Below are 20,609 nucleotides of genomic sequence, written 5' to 3' on the forward strand. Positions count from 1 at the left end.
CCATTTACCTTCCCGCAAAGCAGATTAATGCTAAAACACGCTGACAAATGAATAGGTTCACTATCCAACAGGCGGGAACCTATTCATCTTATTGAGGCAAGACAACCTGACCTGAGACGATTGGGAAAGTGTTTGTGGTTGGCTTTTTAGCCAAACGTACGGTCGTCGAGGCACCGCCGATTTCGTAAGTCACATCGTATCCATCAACTTGTGTTGATGTGGTGTATTCGGTGCTGCAGCGTTGCTCGGTGGTCGTTATTGTATCGTTTTTCTGTGCGTTATCTTGAATCTTACGCCCTGTCATTGCACCTGCTACCGTGCCAACAACTGTCGCGATGGTTTTTCCTGAGCCACCTCCAACTTGGTTGCCCAAAGCAGCCCCAGCAGCAGCGCCGCCGATCGTGCCTATAATCTTGGCTTCATCTTTCACCTCAGCTTGTCGAGTAACCAGCACATTGTGGCAAACCTGATGAGGAGTCTTGACCGATTTAGTAACGGCTTCAACTAACGTAATGTTGGCAAGTGTTGGGGCAGAAGCTTCCTCTTTACACGCTGAGAGTGTCACCACGGTTGTTGCTGCCATTACCACTGCTTTGATTTTCATTGTCTGGTGAAGAGTCAGAGCCAGATAATCACACTGTAAAATTATTATCATGGCGTGGTGATTTACTATACAACCGCCGATTTGGGTAGGGTTTAGAAGACTCGAACTCTATTTTTTTCAATGACTACGCCGCGTAGCAACTTTCCAGATTGTTGGTTCTTAACCGAGACTGTATCGCCTATCAGCCCACTTTCCAACGCCATTCCTAACGTTTCTAAACGGATACTTTTCGATTGAAAAACCACATCCACAGCGTGCCCCTTTTCAACGTCATAATCCAAATACATAGAAGATGTAGTCAATAAATCGCCCTTGTTTACTGAGCGCTTGATTTTGCTGCCAGCGATTTCGTTAGCCTTGAAGAACACTTTTTGGTCTTTGTAGAGTTTGATAGGTTCAATCGCAATATCGTCATACGTCAGTCTTTGGCCCTTCTTAAGCGCCTTATTGGCTGTCGCAGTCCAGACGGTTATTGTCGACGTGGAGGTCGCTGAAAGGGTCCATCTCTCTGGCTCACAGCGCACGTTCCACTTTTGTTTACCAAGCTTGATTTTACTTCTGTGCGTGACTTCAACCGACTCGCTACACTGTGGTAACTGATGAATAGCTCGAGAAAAGCGGATCTGAATATCCAATTGGTACTGTTGGGGATAACGGTAACGCATGGTTTGTTCAATGAGCGATTGGATTTGAGTGGAGAGTTGTTGTTCAAGAGTAATGTTACCGACTTCTGCGCTCACATTGGTCACACAACCAAGGGCGAACAGCCATGTGCTAGCTAGTTTTAATAACTTAGCCATACACCGCCTCAACCTAAACATTGACCCTTAATTGATGCTTACCAAGCGCCTCTTCCATTGCTTGATGCTGCATCACCATGACACTGCCTTGGCGCGCCAACTTAGTTTTGCACTGGTTGATCGTCAGCTCGATTTCCATATCCAAAGTTTGAACACGTTGTAGTGCTTTTCCTTTGAGCCGAGCCTGCATACTTTTTGCGTACTGTCTGTCTTCACACCCCAGTCGTTTGGCCAGAGCAAATCGCTTATCGTCAGCGTCTGCTAGCCGTTGAGTCAGTGATGTGATCGCTTGATTGAGCGATTCCAGCTTCTGATACTCGCGGTTTAATATCGCCACACGAATATCATCTAGACGTGCAGACAACTCGCCTGACAAAGCCAACACATGTTGACCATAGGTAATGTAACCAATCAGGTCGCTTCTACGTTCCATGATCCAGTCTCGTAATAACTTTTGCTAGTTCATCCATATCAAACACTAACTCTCCCGCGGAAATTTGCGCTTTAATCTGCTCGACTTTAGCCGTATCGATATCGTCTACACCGTCAAAAAGGCTCTTGGTATTATCGAGTAACTCCACTTCATGTTGAGAGAGGTTAATCGGCTTCACCTTCGCTTTTTGATCCGGCTCTGTCTTTTTGTTTTGAACCACATCTACCTGAGTATGAGGCACAACGTGTTTTACATTGTCGACCTTAATTTGACTCATCTCTGCCTACCCATCTTCTGCGCTACTAATTAACTATAACGGCAGTATTTCGTCTCTGTTTCACCTTTTTCTCAATAGTTTGATTACATTGTCTCTAGTTGGTCCGCTAAAGCCGCGATGAATAGACTTCAGCGACAGCTCTGGATTACTCACTAGCTGATGTTTAAAACTGCCCAATTTGTGCAACTCTGGGTGTGAACAAAACGCGATAAGCTGGTCAGCTTTTTGCCTTTTCATTTTCAACATTTTCGATAATGCCAAATACAGTTTATTGACCCGTTCAAGCAAAGCATCGATTTGTTGATTCGAACCCGGCTCATTGACCAGCAAGCGACTGATGTCGTCCAACACCGGATAGCGAGCTTGAGCCTGTACCGCAATCGGTGGTCCTTCAGCATATCGACCACCTTGGCCCGAAACAAAGACCTGCCCATCCCACAAACGCCATTGTTGGTCTCGAATGCCGATCACAAACTCTTGTTGTTCATTAAATCTGAGTTGCAAATGCGCATAAGCAAACATCATCTTGAATTGTTCTAGCAATACCTCTCTGTCTTCAGAGCGCTCAAACGCTAACGGTATCAAGCGGTTGTTGATGTACAGAGAGACAACTTCATCACGAAACCGCTCTCGCTGTAAGTCGAGCCCTGGAACCGTGAACTCAATAAACGGGTTGTCACCTTGAATCGGTGCAAAGCTTGAATCCACCACATAGTCACCAAACAACCGTTTCTGGCTCCAAAACACCAGCTTTTTCTTAATGACATCAATATGGTTGGCTTGTTCAGGGTTGTATTGATTCAGCTCGGCTAACTGGCGCAGCTTAATCAACTCACTCGCCACGGTTCGTAAGACTTCCCCGGCCATCATGAGCCTGCTGTACATTTTGTGAGAGTCGGAGACCTCAGCAATCAGCTTAGGCCTTTCTTGCAAGTTCATTTGCACCATTTGCTGTCGAATGAGTGCATTCTTCGGCTTGTTGCTGGTCAGCTTTTCCGGCTTCTTAATCTTTCCTGTCGTTGTCGGATTCACTTGATTCTTACGCTGCGTAATACCCGTGAGTTTCATACTGCCTCTCCAATTAGGTCAACCTTGGCTCATTAGCAAAGTTCAGCTTGATGATCTCTTCCGATTGCATTTGTTTGACGATTTCAATGATATCTTTCCGTGCTTGCTCAACCTGACTGACTGGCACCGCACCAATGCGTACCAGATTTTCTTTGAGCTCTGTCGATACCCGTTGTGGCATAGAGTTAATGATGTAAAGGCGGCAATCTTTATTGGTACCTTTCAGAGCATAGGCCCATTGCTCTAGGCTAACTCTTTCGTTAATCAGGTTGATGGTCTCTAGGTCTTGATTAAATAGGGTGAAGAAATCAAACATCGCCTCTTCCACCAGCTCTGCGGCTTCAGCGTCTTGATCATGAAGGAATTGAAATAAATTGCTTTTGTCACCGGAATAACGGTTGATGAGGTTCGCGACCACTTTCGAACCTTGCAAGCTGGCAGACCCGCCACTGTGATAATTGATTTTACAGCGATCGATAAGGTCTTTGAGTGTCTCCATCAGACCCGACGTGAGTACCTGCGTTTTAGATATTTGCAGGATTAACGCATGGCACTCTTCTTCCTCATATTCATCCATCACACGACCGCTGTATTCCAAAGGGAGATGGGCAATCAACAGCGCTTGCAGGTTGATGTGCTCTTTTTTGAGATCATTAACCAAGAGCTCCGGAGGAATCCACGCCAACTTTTCAGCATGTGAGCGGATCTCGTCACCATAAATCTCCGATACAAGATCTCTCGCTAAATTACCGTTTAACGTCTTTTCCAACACATTGGTGATGTATTGTCGTGTCCCGCCGAGAATCCCGGAGTGCTTACGAAAATCATCAAAAAAACCCGACAAAGAGACCAAGGCATCCTTGGCTTTAATGTCCTTCATCTTACTCATGGCGTGCGTGATTTGTTTTATCTCTTCATGGGTGAAGCCTTTGAGTACCTCAGAACCGATGTCTTCTCCCATCGTTAGCACCAACATCGCGACGCCATCCACTGATTGATAGGTTTGTTTGCCATCCATGCACCTTCTCCTGCTGACTTTTATTTAGTTCGTTATGCTTGTATCCAAGTACGTAAAATTTCAGCTACCCTATTCGGATCCTCTTTTGCGATTAGCTTGAGGTGTTTAATTTGAACTTCGAGTGGGCTATCTGCAGATGGCAAGTTGTCATCGAGCGCTTTAATACCGGTTGCATCAATACCTAATGATTCCAGTTTGGATTGCAATGCAGCATCAGCGGCACGCTCCTCTTTGGTAATGACGTCATCGTATTCCATGCTTTCCGCTTCCAGCTCTTCTTGCTCCGCTGACTTAGTGAGGTATTGAGCGAGAGGTCGCAGCACTACCATGATCATCAAGCCACTAAGCATCACACCTAGCAGATATTTGAGAGGCTGCATGATGTGGGTGTTCTCAAACCAAGCTATCGGAGCTTGCTCTGGAATACTCGCAATCACAAAAGGGAAGTGAGTAATGTGAATGCTATCGCCGCGCTCGGTATTAAAGCCGATTGCCGAACGAACCACATTCTCAACATTAGTGAGCTCTTCAGGAGTCCAAGTTTGATTGGGGTTCGCTAAGTCGTTAACCACAATAGAAACCGAAAGGTTCTGCAAGACACCTTGCTGGTGCTGAGTATGGCGAACCTTGCCACTCACCGCATAATCACGCGATGTTTCACTTCGATTAACCTTAGCGTTAGGCTCTGGTTGAGGCTCTCCATCGGTCACGGGTGGTGTGTTGCTCAATGCACCCGGAATACCGAGCGCCATCGACGACTCGTTCATGTCACTCAGTAAGGTCTCTTTTCGGACCACGGGGTCGGCGTAGATCTCTTCTGTTTCCTCCACCTTAGAGAAATCAATATCACTGGCAATTTGCACTCGAAAATTAGCCGCACCGAGAATCGGAGTCAGCATATCGGTCGCTTGAGCAACCAAGGTTTTTTCAAGGTTACGTTTGTAATCAGATTGCTTACCAGTCGTCACGGTAATGTCCCCAACCGTCGCGTCATTCGATAACAAACGACCGTGTTGATCGACCACTCGCACATGTTCCGATTTAAGTCCTATCACCGCACCAGACACCAGGTTAATGATTGATTCAACCTGCGTCGGCTTGAGGTCCATTCCATTGATAATATGGACAATCACAGAAGCTCTCGGCTGCTCAGCGTCATCACGCATAAACAGGCTTTCTTTGGGTATGGCCAGGTGAACACGAGCTAAACTAACAGCGCTCATGGTGGTAATACTGCGTGCCAGCTCGCCCTCTAGAGCATGTCGATAACGAGCATTCTCCATAAACTGACTTTCACCAAGGCTCTTTGAGCTATCCAGCGAATCAAAACCACTCGGCAATTGTTCTTTTAAGCCTTTCGACGCCAATATCATCCGGATCTTGGCGACATCGCCTTCGGGAACCAGTATTTGTCCATCGTCCTGACTCAGTTGGTAACGTATTGATTCCTCGTCCAACATATGCAGCACTTGGCTAGAGTCGAAGTTCGCCGATTTACTATAGAGGGGTCTAAACCTTTCCGATGACGTCCACAACATAATCACGATGATCGCCGCTGTGATCGTCGCAAAAATAGTGATGATAATGACGTTGCGCTGTGAACTCTGCCAAAACATGGTCAGCCAGCCAGAAGCTTCCGTGAGCTTCTCTTTGGCGGCTCCCATGTTGTTGGTCAACGCGGGTTGAGTTTCTGCTTCTCCTGCCATCGCTGATCCCTAGCCTAAATTGGCATTTTTATGATGTCTTGGAAGTTGGACACCATCTTGTTGCGCACTTGCATTAATGCATTGAATGAGAGCTGGGCTTTCTGAGATGCGACCGTTGCTCCCAATAAATCATCGCTTTTCCCTAACTCAACAGCGGTGATTTTTTCCGCAGCATGAGACTGGTATCTATCCACAGTATCAAGCACACTTTTTAAGGTGTTGCTGAACGCCAGTGAATTGTCCGATACCGGATTTACCGCGAGATTGTCATGTGTGATGCCTCTCACCATGTTTCCAGTGAGGGCTTGGTTAGAGAATGGGTTACTGGCAACCTCTTGCTGCTGTTCTATCTTCCCTAACATGGCTTGTTGCATTTGGACTGCAGTCATCTTTTCCATTGTTTACCCTCGCGGTTGCATCACTTGCGTACTAACCGAATTTCTACGCGACGATTCTTATCTCGGCCTTGCTGAGTCGTGTTGTCGTACTTAGGATAACGATCACCATGGCCACGTATCTCAATCATTTGCTTTGACACGCCATTGCCCATGAACCACTGCGCAACGTCGGATCCTCTCTGCTTCGAAAGTTGTAGATTAGCGACTGAGTCACCGGAGTTATCGGTGTAACCATCAATCAGAATTTTAATGATTCTCGAGTCTCGTTTAACCAAGGTGCTGATGTCGTTAATGGTGCGTTTCTGCCCTTCGGTAAGGGCCACCGCACCCTGTTGAAAGCGCAGTTCAACTCGACGCGCATGTTGGAAATTAACCGGTGGCAAGCCATAACGACATTCATTAAATTGCTCTAAAGCTGGCTTAAAGTTGGTGGTTGGGAAATAGACATCAAAGTCCATCGCATTGACGTTAAACCAAGCGCCACTCGCCATATCATCCAACATCAAGGTGGCGCCATCATCAGCCACCAGCGCCGCCCCCTGCTTGTTGACTCTTTCAATTGTGGTTGTGGTGTAAGACTGAGACGTTCCCCATACCGGCTCAGTGGTATTAAATGACGTTGAGGTCGGAAGTGAGCGCACACCTCGCTTTTCCACTCTGACTTTCATCGGGCTTGCTGCCAACAAAATGAATTGCACTGAAAAGCCAGTGTGAGGATCAAAAGAGTTCAGTTCACACATATCAACAGACTCAGTAAACCGCCACTCGACGCTATCGAAGGGAACAATGTAGCGCTGCGCCAAAGCCGGAGACGACATTACTCCCCAACTTATTAAACATGCGCTCAGCACCTTGCCAAATCGACATCGAAAAGCAGGAAAAATATCTAAGCTAGCGCTTTCCCAAAAGTAATTATTCATAACAGGTCAAACAGTGAGATTCCGGCAACACGCGCAAAGGTTTTTTGCGTCGCTTCTAGCGCGATCATGCCTTGGTTAAGTTCAACGGATGCCTCTGCATAATCCAATTCCTCTAGCTCAGAGCGAACCGTTTCTGCAAAGAACACCATATCTATACTGGTCTCTTTTAACCTTTCTAATGCGTTGTATTGACTCCCGATGTCGGTTAATGAAACCAACAAGTCTTGATGAAGCGCTTGATTGGTATTGAGCGCGTTATCCAAAGCTGTTGTAAATCCCCCGGTTGCTAACTCCAACTCTGCTATCGCATTATCTAAGTCAGTAAAAATTGCACTGCTACCTATAGTGTCGGTGATAGTTAAGTTACTCGGTACATACTGGTTATCACCTACCTTGGTTTCGCGATAATCTGAATTGGGGTTTAAGGTATAAGGCGGTGCAGTATCGATTGCTGGATTGCTGATATCCGTTCCTGAAAAGAGGTAACTGCCATCATTGGCTTGGTTCAATGTGTTCAACATTTCCGTTTTAAGTGACTTGAGTTCGAGCACGATTCCCGCCCGACTTTCCGAATCTAGAGTGCCGTTTTTCCCTTGTAGAAGCAGTTCATTCACTTGTTGGGAGAGCGACTCCAACGTGTTGACGTTGGTTTCGTAGCGCGTCAGTTGTGACTGCACATTTTCGATATTTCGCTGGTACTGCTGATTATCAGAGACCGTCTTTTTTAATCCCTCAAGGCGCACAGCGGCAATTGGGTCGTCGGATAAATGATTGATCCTCAGCCCAGTCGACATTTGCTCAAAAACTTTGTTCAAGCGGATATTGTTGTCCATTAATGAACGCTGCATCACCGCGTTAAATTGGGAGTCCGTTACACGCATCACTTTTCTCCTAGAATGCTCTTAGCAAGGTCTGGAACATCTGATTGGCCGTGCTAATGATTTTCATATTGGCCTCATAAGCGTTGAGGTAGAGCAGCATGTTGGCCGCCTCTTCATCGGAATTCACCGCGCTTACACTGTCTCTTGCCACTTGCGCGTCTTCCATGCTCACTTGAGCTGCCGTTGCTTCGCTCTGTGCCTGGCGAGTGAAGATACCGATATCACCGAGTAGCCCTGAGTAAGCGCTGTAGGGTGTTTCTCCCACCACAGAACCATTGGTTAAAGGTGTTTGTGACAGCATCGATAGGTCTTTCAACACATCGCCATTTCCGGCAAGCGTTGCACTCGATGAAAAAGCTAGGTCTTGCGCGGTAAGAGTGGGATCAATCGCCAAAGATAAAGCTTCACTGCCTGGGGTGTAGGTAAACAAGTTCTGACCCGCCACGCCATTGAGGTCAAACCCTGAGTTCAATGCCGTATTCACGCCATCAGCCAAGCCTTTAGCAAGGTCCGCGAGCAGTGTTTTGATGGGTTCATATTGATTCGTTTTTAGTGCTTCGAGCGCTCCTAACTCTCCACCTAATGAAGCATCAACAGGCGTTGTCATTGACTGAAAAGTGATGTTCAAATCCGTGCTGTAAGGGTCGCCACTGGATAGGTCTCGCGCAAGCGATGCGGCATAACCACCAATCACAAGAGGCTGGCCGTTTGGTGTAGAAAGTTCGACGCCGCCATTGCTGTAGATCACCTGAACATCGAGAGACTTAGAGAGTTCATTGAGGTGTTTATCCATCGCATCTTGTAAACCACCAACGCTCTTGCCAAGCAGCGCATCTTCTTGCAGTTTTTGATTTAGGGAAGCGATGCTTTCTAATTGGCTATTCACATGGGTCACCAAGGCTCCATAACGCTCACTTTGCGCGGCTTCCTGCTGGCTCAACTGCGCAGACACAGAATTAAACTGTTGCGCCAAAGCGTCAGCATTGGTCAGTACTTGCTGGCGAAAAGCGACACTTTCTGGTGTAACACTGGCCTCATCAATGGCAGCAAAAAAACCGTTCATCCCTTGTGTAAGGCTTAGTCCATCCGCCCCCAATAAGTTTTCCAAGTTGGAGAGACCATTGAAGTAGCTTTGGCTGTATTGAGCAGATTCCGTCGCTTCTCTTAATCGATTAATAGACGACTGATCGGCAATCCGTAGGATATCGCTAACCTCAACACCCGATCCTAGATTAATGCCATTCACAGCATTGCCCGATAAGCTGGCTTCCATGGTCACTATTTGACGGCTATACCCGGGAGTATTTACATTGGCGGTATTTTGCGCCGTCGTATTGAGGGCTACCCGGTTGGCGAGTGCGCCACTTAACCCGATGTTGGTCATGCCCATTATTGATTCTCCTTATCAAAAGGTCGTCCCATAACTTGTGATGACAACTGTTTGAAGATCATATCCGCTAATCCAAACGACGATTGGCGACTGATTCTTTGTGCAAGCTGAGCATCTAACATGCTCTGAAACATATCGTCTGATTTCATCGACAACGGATTGTCTTTATCACTCAGTGCTTGGCTGGCAGAACGCATTCGGGTCAGCATTTGTTGTAAAAACAACGCCTCGAACTGCTGTGAAGCGGCCAATAAACCTGAAGCTGAATTGTCATGCTTTAATTCGGCAAGCGCGTTGTTGTCCAAGTAAAAGTTGGTCATTGCCTGGCTCGAACCTGCGCTGGTTTTCACCATCGGCATCATTTCTGGTGCGCTGTTCAACATTAATTTTTCAAATGACTGTGGATGATCAACAGGCTTCACCGACGCAGCCATGTTAGGGTTATCGAGTATTGGCGCCGCATGGTTACTCGATACCGGCTCTAGCGACGAAGGGTTCACAACCGTTAGATTTGCCATTAGATCACCACCAAATCACCGTTAATGGCACCCACCTCATCGAGTGCCTGCAAGATTTGCATAAGCGCTTCCGGTGTCGCACCAATATTGTTAATCGCATCCACGATCTCTTGTAGGTTTGTCCCTTTCGGCCAAACCATAGTGGTCCCATCTTCCTCATCAACACTCACTTGTGAGTTCTGAATAATCGCGGTTTCCCCTGCGGTATTGAAAGCGCCACCAGGCTGAGAAACAGATTGAGATTCCTGTATTGTCACTGTGATCCCACCTTGGCTGACCGCCGCTTCAGACACCGTCACGTTCTGGCTGATAACCACTGTCCCGGTGCGAGAGTTAAACACCACCTTCGGTAATCGGCGCCCCTCTTCCACCTCAAGTTCTTGAATCATGGCAACAAACATCACGCGGTCTTCGCTATCTATCGGAGCAGAGACTTGAACCTGACCTTTATTGAGCGCTTTCGCTACCTGACCGCCAAACATCTTGTTGATGGCCTTGGAAACATTGAGCGCAGTTTCGTAATTCGGTTGCTTGAGTTGCAGGCGTATCGTTGGCTCTAAATCAGCACCAGTCGAGACCTCTCGCTCCAAGGTCGCACCATTAGGGATACGCCCGACGGTGGGTGTGTTCCTGGTTATACTGGTTCCGTTTTCACCAGTTGCATTGAAGCCACCAACCACCAGACTACCTTGCGCTATGGCATACACTTCACCATCAATGCCTCGTAGCGGAGTGAGCAATAAGGTGCCACCGCGCAAGCTTTTTGCATCCCCCAATGAAGACACCGTGACCGTCAAGGTTTGACCTGCACCTTGGTGAGGTTCCACCATGGCAGTGACACTCACGGCGGCCACGTTTTTCAGCTTAGGATTGGTCGCATCATCCAGTTGCACGCCAAATTGCTTGATCATGTTGACCACCGACTGTTGCGTGAACTTCACTTGCGATTTATCGCCAGACCCGTCCAAGCCCACAACTAATCCATAGCCAATAAGTTGGTTTTGTCTGTCGCCATACACCTCTGCGACTTCAGCAATCGGACGTGCCGCATCTGCCGAAGAAGTAAACCCAAACAAACACCAAGGCAACGCCAATGAGGTTAAGTAGAATCGAATTAGCGCACTCATTAGAATGGCATCCATGGCGAATTGAAGAACTGGGTCAACCAACCTGCAGTGTTGGTATCGGCAAACGAGCCGCGGCCAGCATAGGTGATCCTTGCATCGGCGATTCTCTGGGAAGAGAGTGTGTTGTCCGCTTGAATATCATCGACCCGCACATTGCCCGTCAGACGAATGTACTCATCTCCTTGATTAAGCTTGAGCCACTTCTCTCCTCTTACCCTAAGCACACCATTCGGCAAGACGTTGTACACGGTGACAGTAATAGAACCCGATAAGCTGTTACCTTGTTTCGAGGCAGCTGCGCCATCAAAATCTCGCGTAGCATCAACAGAAGCGCTCACATCTTCAAATGTCTTGTTGCCTAATGTAGGCGCGGTTATGTTGGCGCTGGAGTCTTTGCCATATTGGGTTGAAGCACTCTTATCGGACTCTGTTTTTTCATCCAACAGCACCGTTAAAATATCGCCCACACGGTACGCTCTTCGATCTTGGAATAAGGTCATCGAAGTGGTTCCCGTATAGAGACTACCTTTGCTAACTCTGGTCACTTGATAGTCCAACTCGGGCGGTGCGTACGCTTCATCATTTGGCGACGGCGGAATAAAATCATCTTGGCGACCCGCACAGCCAGCAACCATCACCACAAGCAAGGTGACTAAAGCGAGGTAATAAATCACACCGATTGCATGCGGCTTGCCCAACCTTGGCTTGATTGACTTTTCCATGTCAGATCTCCCTAACCACCATAGCTATTCACGCGTTAAGGCGAGAGCTATGATTGTTGTGCGATATACTGCAGCATCTCATCGGCTGCGCTGACCATCTTGGCGCTCATCTCATAAGCGCGTTGGGTGGCGATCATATCGACCATCTCTTCCACCACCTGTACGTTCGATCCTTCAAGTGCTCCTTGTTTTAGTTGACCAGAACCTTCCGTTCCGGCAACAAGTTCAACCGCTTCACCCGAGCCTTCCGTTTCAACAAACAAGTTTCCTCCCTGAGCCGAAAGCCCCGCAGGGTTCATGAATTTCACTATGGTGATTTGCCCTAGGTCTTCAGGATTCACTTGGCCCGGTATCGTGGCACTGACCACACCATCAGCAGTAATACTGACGAGAGTCGCCTCTTGAGGAATGACGACTTCAGGGATGAGAGGGTAACCTTGCGTATTGACTAGCTGACCATCAGAGTTGGTTTGAAACTGGCCATTTCGGGTATAGAGCAGCTCTCCATCTGAGCTCTCAATCTGGAAAAAACCGTCACCTAGAATAGCTAGGTCAAACTGTTGGTTGGTATTCTGGATATTCCCTTGAGTAAACACTTTCTCGGTGCCGACCACTCGAACACCGTTACCGAGCTGAATCCCCGTTGGATGTTCGTTAAGCTCTGTGGTCTCGGTACCCGCTTGTTTATCGACGCTGTAAAAAAGATCTTCGAACACCACTCGATCTCGCTTAAAACCCACCGTATTGATATTGGCAAGATTGTTCGAAATCGCCGTCATTTTTGCATCTTGTGCAGCCATCCCTGTTTTGGATATCCATAAGGCACTGTGCATAATTCCCTTCCTTAAGCTTTGAGAAGCTTATTGCCTATCTGAGCGATTTCATCCGCTGATGCCATCACTTCAATTTGCATTTCGTATTGTCGAGTCAGCGACATAATGCTGACCAGCTCTTCTAAACTGGAGACGTTACTCGCCTCTAAATAACCAGAACGAACCTGCACGCTAAAGTCTTCAGCCAGAACCTGGCCGCCTTTGGGAACAAAGTGTCCACTTGCATGCATGGTCATCTGTTCGTTCTCGGGCTTAACTAATTTAAGCGCACCAACCTCTAACGACGCCTCACCGCCAATCGGGGTAATCGACACCAGTCCATTCGAACTCACCGATACAAACTCAAAGTCTGGCAACACCATTGGACCATCAGTCGACATCACTCGGCGCTCACCAAGGTAGAGTTGACCATTGCCATCCAATCGAAAATTGCCCGCCCGCGTATAGAGCTCTGCTGGTTCATCTTCCAGCCCTTCGAGCGTAATAAACCCGTTACCATTAATGGCGACATCCAGTGGTCGCTCGGTACGTATATCTTCACCCTGAGCAAAGTTATTGATCGAAGAGTTGGTTCTGGAGGTGACGGAAGTAAGAAAGCCCGATCCTTCAAGGCGCATCGATGTTGAGTGCTCCATCAAGGCTTTAAAACCAACGGTGTCCGCATGGGACAAATTATTCGCGCGTACGTGCTGAGCGAGCATGGTTCGCTCAGCACCTTTCGCTGCACTAAATAGAATCGGATTCATAGTGCTACACCACGTTGAACAAGGCTTGCGTCAGTTGATCCGATGTCGATATCGACTTGGTATTGGCTTGATAATTACGCTGAGCCGTCATCAGGGCCACCAGCTCAGATGTCAGATCAACGTTGGAGCCTTCGAGTGCACCGGAAGTCAAATCCCCGAACACACCACTGCCTGCAGTACCCAGAACAGGCGTACCAGAACTAAAGCTTTGTAACCAAGCGGTATCACTGGTTTTGATCATGTTTTGAGGGGAAGCAAAGTCGGCAAGTACAACCTGACCTTGCAGTTGAGACTGACCATTGGTGTAGGTCGCAAAGATACGGCCATCGTTTTCCATTCGCACACTGGCATAATCACCAGAGGTGTAACCATTTGGGCTATTTTTGGAAACCACGAAGTCACTACCAAACTGGGTGACCGCGGATAGATCGATATTCACCGTGACACTATTTGCCCCATTAGCGGGATCGAAACTGACCGAGTAGTTACCACCCGATGAGATGGTGCCATCGGCATTAAAGGTAAAGTTTGCGGTATCCGTTGCGGTTGGCGAAGCGGCGGGTACCAAGGCATCAGCCCCATCAATCGCTTTACCATCAACCAAAATGTGAACATCCCAGTCATTAGACGCACCTTTAACAAAGTACTGGCTCACCGTATGAGGGTTACCCAAAGAGTCATAAACTGGCGTGGTATAAGAGTGGTTGTAGGTGGATGAATCACTGTAGTCAAACGCGCTGGCTGGAACTTGTTCTCTGGCGTCGAGGTTGGCAACAAACTCGATGCTGTCCGTTTCTCTAGCTTGCAGCGATGCCGTGCTGATCTGCACCGTGCCTACCGAGCCGAGCAATAAATTGTTATTACCATCAACCGAGTAACCTTGCAGGGCGGCACCACTGTTCGCAGTGATTACCCCATCAGCATTCATGTTGAAAATACCAGAACGCGTATAGAGAGTTTGCCCTTTACTGTCTTCAAGCACGAAGAAGCCATTGCCACTTAATGCCATATCCAGTGAGCGCCCGGTTCCGGTTACCGTTCCGCTTTTCTCAAAGTTTTGCGAAACCCCGACCACTTCAACGCCGCCCGCCTCACTACCGCTGTAAACGGACGCAAACTCGGTTCTCGACTCCTTAAAACCCGTCGTAGAAACGTTAGCAATGTTATTTGAAATGGTGTTCAGCTCTGAGTTCGAGGCATTCAGCCCGCTCAGTGCGATACTAAAACTCATAATGTCTTCCTCTTCACGCTAAAGAGGCTATCTCCGTCGACTCAAACACCACGGAGAACGACAGCCGTCATCTTACTTACTTAAAACAAAACTAAAAAATACAAACCAAAAACCGGCAAAGCCAAAAATGTAGCGAAAATTATCTAACTAATTAAAAACCTTACTCATTTGAGAAGGCAGCCACGTCATAAAACGCGACCATGCCAACCCCTTTAACCTGCAAGTGGCTAGTGCCACCAATCAAAGGCGTCGTCACATGTTCCACCTGGCCATGCTGATAAATCGATGGCTGGTAATCCTGTCCACTGTCCAATTTGATACGCATCTGATACTGACCGGTCAGCCCCATGGCTTGCGCATCCAATGTGTAATCTACTCGCCCTGCGCTATTCGGACCAAGATTCAATGATTTTACGTTGCCAAGCGAATCCACTAACTCAAGCATCACGGTATTCGACGGAGCATGCAGCTCAATGTACCCGGTATGCTGATCAACACCTGCTGCAGATAAGCGATCACTTTTTACCGTCACCGTTTTATCGATCAATGCGGCGGTGCTAAGTACTTGTAAGTTATCGAGCATTGTCGAGTTGTTTTGCGTCAGCTGAACTAGGTTTTCCGTACTTTCGACCTGAGAGAACTGCGCCAACTGTGCAACATATTCAGTGCCGTCAGTTGGGTTCAGTGGATCCTGATTTTCAATCTGAGCCACCATTAAAGTAATGAACTCATTCTTTAATGCGCTCGCACTGTTCGGATTGTCTTGAGGGGTCATCGTTGACGCAGACTCAATATTATTGACCTGCGCAGCACCGGATATCGTTGTCATGATGTCGTTCCTCTGGTGTCATTGGCAGCAGTTGGGTTAACTGCGCCAAAGCCCCATTAATGATTGTTGCATCGACTTTACGTTGCCGAGCACTTCGACGCTGGCTTCAAAACTACGAGTAGCCGATATCATGTCAGCCATTTCGTTAACGACATTGATGCCAGAGTAATAAACATACCCTTCGTCATTGGAGAGAGGATTGTTGGGCTCGTAACGCCCTTCCATCATTGAGGAGACTTCAACAACATCGGCAATGCGAATCGGCACCACACCTTGCTGTTGAGTTTGCTGTGCGTTGAAGTGGTTATAGACCGCTGAGAAAATCGGTTTTAGCGGTTTATAAACTTGTGATGGGTCACCAGATACAGAGTCGGCATTCGCCAAGTTACTGGAGATAGTATTAAGCCTGACGGTCTGCGCACTCATCGCTGAGCCTGCCGTCTCGTAGATACCTAAGAATGCCATGATGTCCCTACCTAATTCACTTATTGTCCTTTGATGGCAGACTTTATCCCGTTGATCTTAGACTGCAAAAACGCAAGGCTCTGATGATAATCCATCACATTTTTCGCGAACCTAGCTTGCTCGTTTTCTAGCTCAACAGTGTTGCCATCTCGTGTTCTTTGCACAGGAATCCGATATTGAGCCGCCGTACCTATGTACCAGTCTTTTGAGTGACCAATTCCACTGAGTACCGCCTCAAATCTGAGATCCATCGCTTTGTAATTAGGCGTATCCACGTTAGCAATATTGGAGCTCAATACTGCCGCTCTGTCCAAACGAAACTGCACCATTTTGGGGTGTACCCCAAGTGCATCGTCTAAGTGAATCATTGCCCTAGCCTCGTCGTTGTTAGGCCTAATCCCTTGTAATAAGTAGGCCTTTATCTTTTTATATTTCTCTCACAACCGAAGTTGAAATGAGATTGCTTTAACCTATAGTTAGGATTAATTAGCGTGTCAAATTTGAAAATGACCGCAAAAACCAACCATTGGTACTTGACATGAAGAAATTATCATTGACCGAATTTGGTAATCCGAGCATAAAAATGCGTAAATTTCTGTTAAGACATTCAAGCCATTTCTCAACAGAAATTATTGATATTTTTAAATTTAACTTTGCGGGTCGTCACGTCAAAGCTACGTTTTCAGAAGCGCGCCGACCACCAGCCAACAGCATCAAAACCGTTCTTCATATTGAGGAATTTGGGCATGTTTTTTTCTTTATTTCGCCACAAGCTGCCGATATTCTGCTACACAAGCACCTCAACAACCCATTACCAATCAAAAAATCTAAGCGTAGCAACCCCGATATTGCGCTAACCCAAACCCACTTAAGGCTTTTTCAAAAGTTCACCATGGCGATCACCAACGCGCTGACTGCCGATGCCAATCACTACGCTATTGAGCACACCGACCATCAACCCTCAGACATTGGCGTCACCATTACGTTTGAGTTTGACGACCAGCAGCTCGATGTGACCTTCATGATCGATAACAAGTACGTGAAAAAGCTGCGCGACATGATGGAAAGTAATGAAACATTTGATCGGGAAGAGATACTCGACAACCTGCGCTATCAGCCCGTCGAGCTAGGGTGCGTGATGCTTCACAAGCAGTGCACACTACATGAGCTTTCTCAGCTGAAACCTGGGGATTTTATGCCCATGACCCTATGCAAAAACCTGACGGTTAAGGTCAACGGGCACCCAACATTTTTTGGCAAACTTCAATCCATAAACTCTGAACTGGGAGTCGAAATCGATGGCTAACGATAAAGAGACACGCAACATTGACAGCTCAATGAGCGACCTAAACCTGCATGATGAATTGCCAGATCTTGATGATTTAGATCTAGATGATCTTTCCGACGACATCGACCTTGGTGCCGACAAAGAACACGTCAGTAACATCTCTCTGCTCAAGAGTATTCCTGTCGACATCACCGTTGAGGTTGCACGTAAGACATTGATATTAGATGAGCTACTGAATCTAAAAGCGGGCAGTGTTGTGATGCTAGAAAAACATGAAGGAGACCCTGTTGATATCAAAATCAATGGCACCGCATTCGGCACAGGAGAAATCGTATCCAAGAATGGTCAGTATGGCGTGAGATTACTGAGCATCATCAAGAAGCCAAGTAAGTAAAGCCTTTGAGTAACGCAAAGAATACGATGTCTAAACCAATATTCTTCACGCTCGCTTTGGCCTTATTTGCAGGCGCATCGCACGCAGAAGGGCTGACGATTCTCAGTGAAACCACCACATCTGACGGCACAGAATACAGCGTTAAACTGCAGATTCTGATCCTGATGACATTACTGAGCTTCGTTCCAGCTTTCGTGATTATGTGTACTAGCTTCACACGAATTGTCATTGTTTTGGCCATTTTAAGGCAAGCGCTTGGCCTACAACAAACACCGCCAAACCAGGTGCTTGTGGGGATTGCCCTGATTTTCACTTTGCTGATCATGAGGCCAGTTTGGACCAAGATTTACGACACCGCTTACATTCCATACTCAAACGATGAAGTCACCTTGATGGAGGCGTTAGACACAGCAGAAAAACCACTGCGTCGCTACATGCTCGACCAAACACAACGCAAGGCACTTGAACAAGTCTCCAAGATAGCAGGAGAAACCTCCATAGAGTCAGATCAAGATATCCCATTCTTAGTTTTACTGCCGGCCTATCTGCTGAGTGAGCTCAAGGCTGCCTTCCAAATTGGCTTCATGTTGTTTTTACCCTTTCTGGTCATCGACTTAGTGGTGGCATCCGTTTTAATGTCGATGGGTATGATGATGTTGTCACCCTTGATTGTTTCTCTGCCTTTCAAACTGTTGGTATTTGTCATCGTCGATGGCTGGGGCTTACTCATGGGGAGTTTAGCCAACAGTTTTTGGATCAGTGGATGAGCCCGGAAGAAGCCGTCACACTGGTCAGCCAAGCAATCTGGCTGATCATTCTTATGGTGTCGGTTCTTATTGTGCCTAGCCTAGTCGTCGGTTTGGTAGTAGCGATTTTCCAAGCCGTCACTCAAGTCAATGAACAAACCCTTAGCTTCCTCCCTAGGCTGCTCGTCACTTTGCTATGCATCATTCTTGCAGGTCACTGGCTATTACAAGAGATCAACGACCTATTCTTGTTTATCTTCAATACGATACCAAGCAAGGTTGGCTAGCCATGATGCAAATAACCTTTACCGATATCACCCAATGGCTAGGGGTACTTTGGTGGCCTTTTGTTCGGTTTACTGGGCTTTTTCTGATCGCACCATTTTTTGGTGATAAAACGATACCGGTAAGAGTTAAACTGCTATTTGCTTTTATTTTTTCTCTGCTTCTCGCCCCCATGGTGAAAGAGGTTCCTCCATTTAACCCATTCAGTATCGACACCCTACTGTTCTCTTTTTATCAGCTCATCTTTGGTTTTTTGATTGGTTTTGCGGTGATGATATTTTTCACCATTTTTTCAATTGCGGGTCAGGCAATTTCCATGCAAATGGGTTTAGCCATGGCTGTGATGAACGACCCTGCCAACGGAGTCAGCATTGCCATCATTGGCAGAATCATGTTCATCACTTCAATGCTGCTTTTCCTCTCTTTGGACGGGCACCTAGTGGTACTGCTTGTGTTCAAAGAGAGCTTTGAGTATTGGCCTCTCAATTCACCTTTCCCTTTCAACAGCATTGAATACGTACTGAAAATGGTGTCTTGGATGTTTGCGACCGGCTTGCTGGTAGCGGTGCCAGCTATCGTCGTGATGCTACTGAGTAATATTACGTTTGGTCTAATGAACAAAGCAGCACCGTCTCTTAATGTCTTTGCACTTGGTTTCCCAATGACCATGCTACTTGGCTTATTCGCATTAATGGCGTCCCTAACTGGTATCGGCGATCACTATTTTGATCTGGTATTAGAGTTGAACCAGCACCTGCACTACATGCTGAGGCTGCCTAATGTCTGATCATCAAGATTCCGGAGACAAGAGCGAGCAACCTAGCCAACATAAGCTCGCTAAAGCTCGGCGAGAGGGACAAGTACCGCGCGCGAAAGAGTTCGTTTCTTCCATAACTCTCATCAGCGTCGTCGCTTACTACGTGTTGAATGTAGACATGATTAAACAGACCTTCATTGAACTGTTTCTTGTAAGCTTTCAGTTTGATAGCCAAACAGTCAGCCAGCCAATGGCTATCGTAGAGTTAGTAGGCACCGCGCTTTTTTCGATGATCACGCTATTTTTCCCACTACTGATTTATCAAATGATTGCCGCAATCGTCGGCTCGACGCTACTTGGAGGGTGGATATTCAGCCCATCTTTGCTGATTCCCAAATGGGAAAAGATAAGTCCACTCAAGGGATTGAAACGTATATTTTCCTCCCAATCGATCGTCGAACTGTTCAAGAACGTTATTAAGGTCTCTCTGTTTTTTACTCTGCTGTATTGGGTCATATCGAGCTACATCTCAGTGATCACCAACCTCGTCAGCGCACACTTTGATACCGTGGTGCTTTCAGTCGCGACCATCACCATTGAGTACTTGGGCTACCTTCTTTTAATCGTCTTGCTGTTTGGCCTGTTTGATTTCCCCTATCAACGACACGAATTTACAAAGCAGATGAAAATGACCAAGCAAGAGGTCAAAGATGAACACAAAGAACAAGAAGGGCGACCTGAAGTGAAAGCTCGTATCCGTCAGATACAGACTCAAAATGCCAAGAGAAGTGCCAATGAACGAGTGCCAAAAGCGAGCGTTGTATTAACCAACCCAACCCGTTACGCCATTGCCCTAATCTATGATTTGAGCCAAGCTGAAGCCCCGTTTGTTGTCGCGAAAGGCCAAGATGATGTGGCGTTGTACATCAGAGAGCTTGCAACTAAACACGAGGTTGAAGTCGTCGAGAGCCCGGCACTCACTAGGGCGATCTACAACACCACTCAAATCGACCAGATGGTCCCAAACCAACTCTTTGTCGCAATAGCGCACATCCTAACTTATGTGAATCAGCTAAAAGCATGGCGCAAAGGCGAAAGAAACAAACCCACCAGCTTGCCCCAATTCAACATCCCTAAATCTTGGTCCGACCCAACAGATTAGATCGCTACTTC

The 20,609-nt window shown here is 47.1% G+C and carries 26 protein-coding genes; 6 read left to right on the forward strand and 20 right to left on the reverse strand.

Annotated features, from left to right (window positions below; genetic code table 11):
• Nucleotides 1-88 precede the first annotated feature (88 nt).
• The 20 genes from L1D55_RS00810 to L1D55_RS00905 all read right to left on the reverse strand — a co-directional run bounded on the left by L1D55_RS00810 (nucleotide 89) and on the right by L1D55_RS00905 (nucleotide 16,334).
• Nucleotides 89-604: a glycine zipper 2TM domain-containing protein gene (locus L1D55_RS00810; RefSeq protein ID WP_239916221.1), complete on the reverse strand. Its 516-nt coding sequence runs from the start codon at nucleotides 602-604 to the stop codon at nucleotides 89-91.
• 92 nt (nucleotides 605-696) lie between these two features.
• Nucleotides 697-1,404, reverse strand: a complete 708-nt coding sequence (gene flgA, locus L1D55_RS00815) for a flagellar basal body P-ring formation chaperone FlgA (protein WP_239916043.1) — start codon at nucleotides 1,402-1,404, stop codon at nucleotides 697-699.
• Nucleotides 1,405-1,417: 13 nt separating this feature from the next.
• Nucleotides 1,418-1,837, reverse strand: a complete 420-nt coding sequence (locus tag L1D55_RS00820) for a hypothetical protein (protein WP_239916045.1) — start codon at nucleotides 1,835-1,837, stop codon at nucleotides 1,418-1,420.
• Entirely contained in the window at nucleotides 1,827-2,114 is a 288-nt protein-coding gene (locus L1D55_RS00825) for a flagellar biosynthesis anti-sigma factor FlgM (RefSeq protein ID WP_061031954.1), read from the reverse strand. Before L1D55_RS00825 ends, L1D55_RS00820 begins: the two co-directional genes overlap by 11 nt.
• A 60-nt stretch (nucleotides 2,115-2,174) precedes the next feature.
• On the reverse strand, nucleotides 2,175-3,182 hold the full coding sequence (locus L1D55_RS00830) for a hypothetical protein (protein WP_239916046.1): 1,008 nt from the start codon (nucleotides 3,180-3,182) through the stop codon (nucleotides 2,175-2,177).
• A 13-nt stretch (nucleotides 3,183-3,195) separates the two neighbouring features.
• The gene (locus L1D55_RS00835; RefSeq protein WP_102423986.1) at nucleotides 3,196-4,200 is read right to left on the reverse strand and encodes a FliG C-terminal domain-containing protein; all 1,005 of its coding nucleotides are present in this window, start codon (nucleotides 4,198-4,200) and stop codon (nucleotides 3,196-3,198) included.
• 32 nt (nucleotides 4,201-4,232) lie between these two features.
• Nucleotides 4,233-5,906, reverse strand: a complete 1,674-nt coding sequence (fliF, locus tag L1D55_RS00840) for a flagellar basal-body MS-ring/collar protein FliF (RefSeq protein ID WP_116871143.1) — start codon at nucleotides 5,904-5,906, stop codon at nucleotides 4,233-4,235.
• A gap of 14 nt (nucleotides 5,907-5,920) precedes the next feature.
• Entirely contained in the window at nucleotides 5,921-6,196 is a 276-nt protein-coding gene (locus L1D55_RS00845; RefSeq protein ID WP_239916223.1) for a flagellar hook-basal body complex protein FliE, read from the reverse strand.
• Nucleotides 6,197-6,324: 128 nt separating this feature from the next.
• Entirely contained in the window at nucleotides 6,325-7,122 is a 798-nt protein-coding gene (locus tag L1D55_RS00850) for an OmpA family protein (RefSeq protein WP_239916047.1), read from the reverse strand.
• A gap of 98 nt (nucleotides 7,123-7,220) precedes the next feature.
• Nucleotides 7,221-8,105, reverse strand: coding sequence for a flagellar hook-associated protein FlgL (gene flgL, locus L1D55_RS00855; protein ID WP_171368028.1), 885 nt, complete (start codon nucleotides 8,103-8,105; stop codon nucleotides 7,221-7,223).
• 10 nt (nucleotides 8,106-8,115) lie between these two features.
• Complete coding sequence (gene flgK / locus L1D55_RS00860) at nucleotides 8,116-9,495, reverse strand: flagellar hook-associated protein FlgK (protein ID WP_239916048.1); 1,380 nt, start codon at nucleotides 9,493-9,495, stop codon at nucleotides 8,116-8,118.
• The gene (locus L1D55_RS00865; RefSeq protein ID WP_239916051.1) at nucleotides 9,495-10,013 is read right to left on the reverse strand and encodes a rod-binding protein; all 519 of its coding nucleotides are present in this window, start codon (nucleotides 10,011-10,013) and stop codon (nucleotides 9,495-9,497) included. Before L1D55_RS00865 ends, flgK begins: the two co-directional genes overlap by 1 nt.
• Nucleotides 10,013-11,140: a flagellar basal body P-ring protein FlgI gene (locus tag L1D55_RS00870; RefSeq protein WP_239916059.1), complete on the reverse strand. Its 1,128-nt coding sequence runs from the start codon at nucleotides 11,138-11,140 to the stop codon at nucleotides 10,013-10,015. Before L1D55_RS00870 ends, L1D55_RS00865 begins: the two co-directional genes overlap by 1 nt.
• A complete protein-coding gene (gene flgH, locus L1D55_RS00875) occupies nucleotides 11,140-11,862 on the reverse strand; it encodes a flagellar basal body L-ring protein FlgH (RefSeq protein WP_275245551.1) in 723 nt (240 codons plus the stop codon). Before flgH ends, L1D55_RS00870 begins: the two co-directional genes overlap by 1 nt.
• Nucleotides 11,863-11,909: 47 nt before the next feature.
• Nucleotides 11,910-12,695 carry a flagellar basal-body rod protein FlgG gene (gene flgG / locus L1D55_RS00880; RefSeq protein ID WP_239916060.1) on the reverse strand — a complete coding sequence of 262 codons (786 nt, stop codon included), beginning with the start codon at nucleotides 12,693-12,695 and terminating at the stop codon, nucleotides 11,910-11,912.
• 11 nt (nucleotides 12,696-12,706) lie between these two features.
• Nucleotides 12,707-13,441, reverse strand: coding sequence for a flagellar hook-basal body complex protein (locus tag L1D55_RS00885; protein ID WP_239916066.1), 735 nt, complete (start codon nucleotides 13,439-13,441; stop codon nucleotides 12,707-12,709).
• Between the two features lie 4 nt (nucleotides 13,442-13,445).
• Complete coding sequence (gene flgE / locus L1D55_RS00890; protein WP_116871137.1) at nucleotides 13,446-14,672, reverse strand: flagellar hook protein FlgE; 1,227 nt, start codon at nucleotides 14,670-14,672, stop codon at nucleotides 13,446-13,448.
• A gap of 160 nt (nucleotides 14,673-14,832) precedes the next feature.
• Entirely contained in the window at nucleotides 14,833-15,501 is a 669-nt protein-coding gene (locus tag L1D55_RS00895; RefSeq protein ID WP_239916068.1) for a flagellar hook capping FlgD N-terminal domain-containing protein, read from the reverse strand.
• Between the two features lie 36 nt (nucleotides 15,502-15,537).
• The gene (gene flgC, locus L1D55_RS00900; RefSeq protein ID WP_008223411.1) at nucleotides 15,538-15,966 is read right to left on the reverse strand and encodes a flagellar basal body rod protein FlgC; all 429 of its coding nucleotides are present in this window, start codon (nucleotides 15,964-15,966) and stop codon (nucleotides 15,538-15,540) included.
• Nucleotides 15,967-15,986: 20 nt separating this feature from the next.
• On the reverse strand, nucleotides 15,987-16,334 hold the full coding sequence (locus L1D55_RS00905) for a flagellar basal body protein (RefSeq protein WP_008223413.1): 348 nt from the start codon (nucleotides 16,332-16,334) through the stop codon (nucleotides 15,987-15,989).
• Nucleotides 16,335-16,504: 170 nt separating this feature from the next.
• Here L1D55_RS00905 and L1D55_RS00910 point away from each other — a divergent pair, with 170 nt between their 5' ends.
• From L1D55_RS00910 to flhB, 6 genes are read left to right on the forward strand one after another with little or no spacing between them, the layout of a single operon-like run.
• A complete protein-coding gene (locus L1D55_RS00910; protein WP_239916070.1) occupies nucleotides 16,505-17,272 on the forward strand; it encodes a FliM/FliN family flagellar motor C-terminal domain-containing protein in 768 nt (255 codons plus the stop codon).
• The gene (locus L1D55_RS00915; protein ID WP_239916072.1) at nucleotides 17,265-17,648 is read left to right on the forward strand and encodes a FliM/FliN family flagellar motor switch protein; all 384 of its coding nucleotides are present in this window, start codon (nucleotides 17,265-17,267) and stop codon (nucleotides 17,646-17,648) included. The genes L1D55_RS00910 and L1D55_RS00915 overlap by 8 nt, the downstream gene beginning before the upstream one ends.
• A 26-nt stretch (nucleotides 17,649-17,674) precedes the next feature.
• Nucleotides 17,675-18,415, forward strand: coding sequence for a flagellar type III secretion system pore protein FliP (fliP, locus tag L1D55_RS00920; protein ID WP_239916074.1), 741 nt, complete (start codon nucleotides 17,675-17,677; stop codon nucleotides 18,413-18,415).
• Nucleotides 18,412-18,681, forward strand: coding sequence for a flagellar biosynthesis protein FliQ (gene fliQ, locus L1D55_RS00925; protein ID WP_008218029.1), 270 nt, complete (start codon nucleotides 18,412-18,414; stop codon nucleotides 18,679-18,681). Before fliP ends, fliQ begins: the two co-directional genes overlap by 4 nt.
• Nucleotides 18,682-18,683: 2 nt before the next feature.
• On the forward strand, nucleotides 18,684-19,466 hold the full coding sequence (gene fliR, locus L1D55_RS00930; RefSeq protein ID WP_239916076.1) for a flagellar biosynthetic protein FliR: 783 nt from the start codon (nucleotides 18,684-18,686) through the stop codon (nucleotides 19,464-19,466).
• A complete protein-coding gene (flhB, locus tag L1D55_RS00935) occupies nucleotides 19,459-20,598 on the forward strand; it encodes a flagellar biosynthesis protein FlhB (RefSeq protein ID WP_239916078.1) in 1,140 nt (379 codons plus the stop codon). Before fliR ends, flhB begins: the two co-directional genes overlap by 8 nt.
• Nucleotides 20,599-20,609: the final 11 nt, after the last annotated feature.

It is taken from the genome of Vibrio sp. Isolate22, from assembly GCF_022398115.1.
Classification (GTDB): Bacteria; Pseudomonadota; Gammaproteobacteria; order Enterobacterales; family Vibrionaceae; genus Vibrio.

Bases quoted from the DNA above. Each gene is read 5' to 3' on its own strand.
- fliQ (WP_008218029.1), top strand. From the start codon at position 18,412: ATGAGCCCGGAAGAAGCCGTCACACTGGTCAGCCAAGCAATCTGGCTG.
- flgH (WP_275245551.1), bottom strand. From the start codon at position 11,862: ATGGAAAAGTCAATCAAGCCAAGGTTGGGCAAGCCGCATGCAATCGGT.
- L1D55_RS00895 (WP_239916068.1), bottom strand. From the start codon at position 15,501: ATGACAACGATATCCGGTGCTGCGCAGGTCAATAATATTGAGTCTGCG.
- L1D55_RS00910 (WP_239916070.1), top strand. From the start codon at position 16,505: ATGAAGAAATTATCATTGACCGAATTTGGTAATCCGAGCATAAAAATG.
- L1D55_RS00825 (WP_061031954.1), bottom strand. From the start codon at position 2,114: ATGAGTCAAATTAAGGTCGACAATGTAAAACACGTTGTGCCTCATACT.
- L1D55_RS00915 (WP_239916072.1), top strand. From the start codon at position 17,265: ATGGCTAACGATAAAGAGACACGCAACATTGACAGCTCAATGAGCGAC.
- flgK (WP_239916048.1), bottom strand. From the start codon at position 9,495: ATGGGCATGACCAACATCGGGTTAAGTGGCGCACTCGCCAACCGGGTA.
- L1D55_RS00830 (WP_239916046.1), bottom strand. From the start codon at position 3,182: ATGAAACTCACGGGTATTACGCAGCGTAAGAATCAAGTGAATCCGACA.
- L1D55_RS00845 (WP_239916223.1), bottom strand. From the start codon at position 6,196: ATGGTGAGAGGCATCACACATGACAATCTCGCGGTAAATCCGGTATCG.
- L1D55_RS00865 (WP_239916051.1), bottom strand. From the start codon at position 10,013: ATGGCAAATCTAACGGTTGTGAACCCTTCGTCGCTAGAGCCGGTATCG.
- L1D55_RS00885 (WP_239916066.1), bottom strand. From the start codon at position 13,441: ATGAATCCGATTCTATTTAGTGCAGCGAAAGGTGCTGAGCGAACCATG.
- flhB (WP_239916078.1), top strand. From the start codon at position 19,459: ATGTCTGATCATCAAGATTCCGGAGACAAGAGCGAGCAACCTAGCCAA.
- fliF (WP_116871143.1), bottom strand. From the start codon at position 5,906: ATGGCAGGAGAAGCAGAAACTCAACCCGCGTTGACCAACAACATGGGA.
- L1D55_RS00905 (WP_008223413.1), bottom strand. From the start codon at position 16,334: ATGATTCACTTAGACGATGCACTTGGGGTACACCCCAAAATGGTGCAG.
- L1D55_RS00835 (WP_102423986.1), bottom strand. From the start codon at position 4,200: ATGGATGGCAAACAAACCTATCAATCAGTGGATGGCGTCGCGATGTTG.
- L1D55_RS00810 (WP_239916221.1), bottom strand. From the start codon at position 604: ATGAAAATCAAAGCAGTGGTAATGGCAGCAACAACCGTGGTGACACTC.
- L1D55_RS00870 (WP_239916059.1), bottom strand. From the start codon at position 11,140: ATGAGTGCGCTAATTCGATTCTACTTAACCTCATTGGCGTTGCCTTGG.
- flgL (WP_171368028.1), bottom strand. From the start codon at position 8,105: ATGCGTGTAACGGACTCCCAATTTAACGCGGTGATGCAGCGTTCATTA.
- L1D55_RS00850 (WP_239916047.1), bottom strand. From the start codon at position 7,122: ATGTCGTCTCCGGCTTTGGCGCAGCGCTACATTGTTCCCTTCGATAGC.
- flgA (WP_239916043.1), bottom strand. From the start codon at position 1,404: ATGGCTAAGTTATTAAAACTAGCTAGCACATGGCTGTTCGCCCTTGGT.
- L1D55_RS00820 (WP_239916045.1), bottom strand. From the start codon at position 1,837: ATGGAACGTAGAAGCGACCTGATTGGTTACATTACCTATGGTCAACAT.
- fliR (WP_239916076.1), top strand. From the start codon at position 18,684: ATGATGCAAATAACCTTTACCGATATCACCCAATGGCTAGGGGTACTT.
- flgE (WP_116871137.1), bottom strand. From the start codon at position 14,672: ATGAGTTTTAGTATCGCACTGAGCGGGCTGAATGCCTCGAACTCAGAG.
- flgG (WP_239916060.1), bottom strand. From the start codon at position 12,695: ATGCACAGTGCCTTATGGATATCCAAAACAGGGATGGCTGCACAAGAT.
- fliP (WP_239916074.1), top strand. From the start codon at position 17,675: ATGTCTAAACCAATATTCTTCACGCTCGCTTTGGCCTTATTTGCAGGC.
- flgC (WP_008223411.1), bottom strand. From the start codon at position 15,966: ATGGCATTCTTAGGTATCTACGAGACGGCAGGCTCAGCGATGAGTGCG.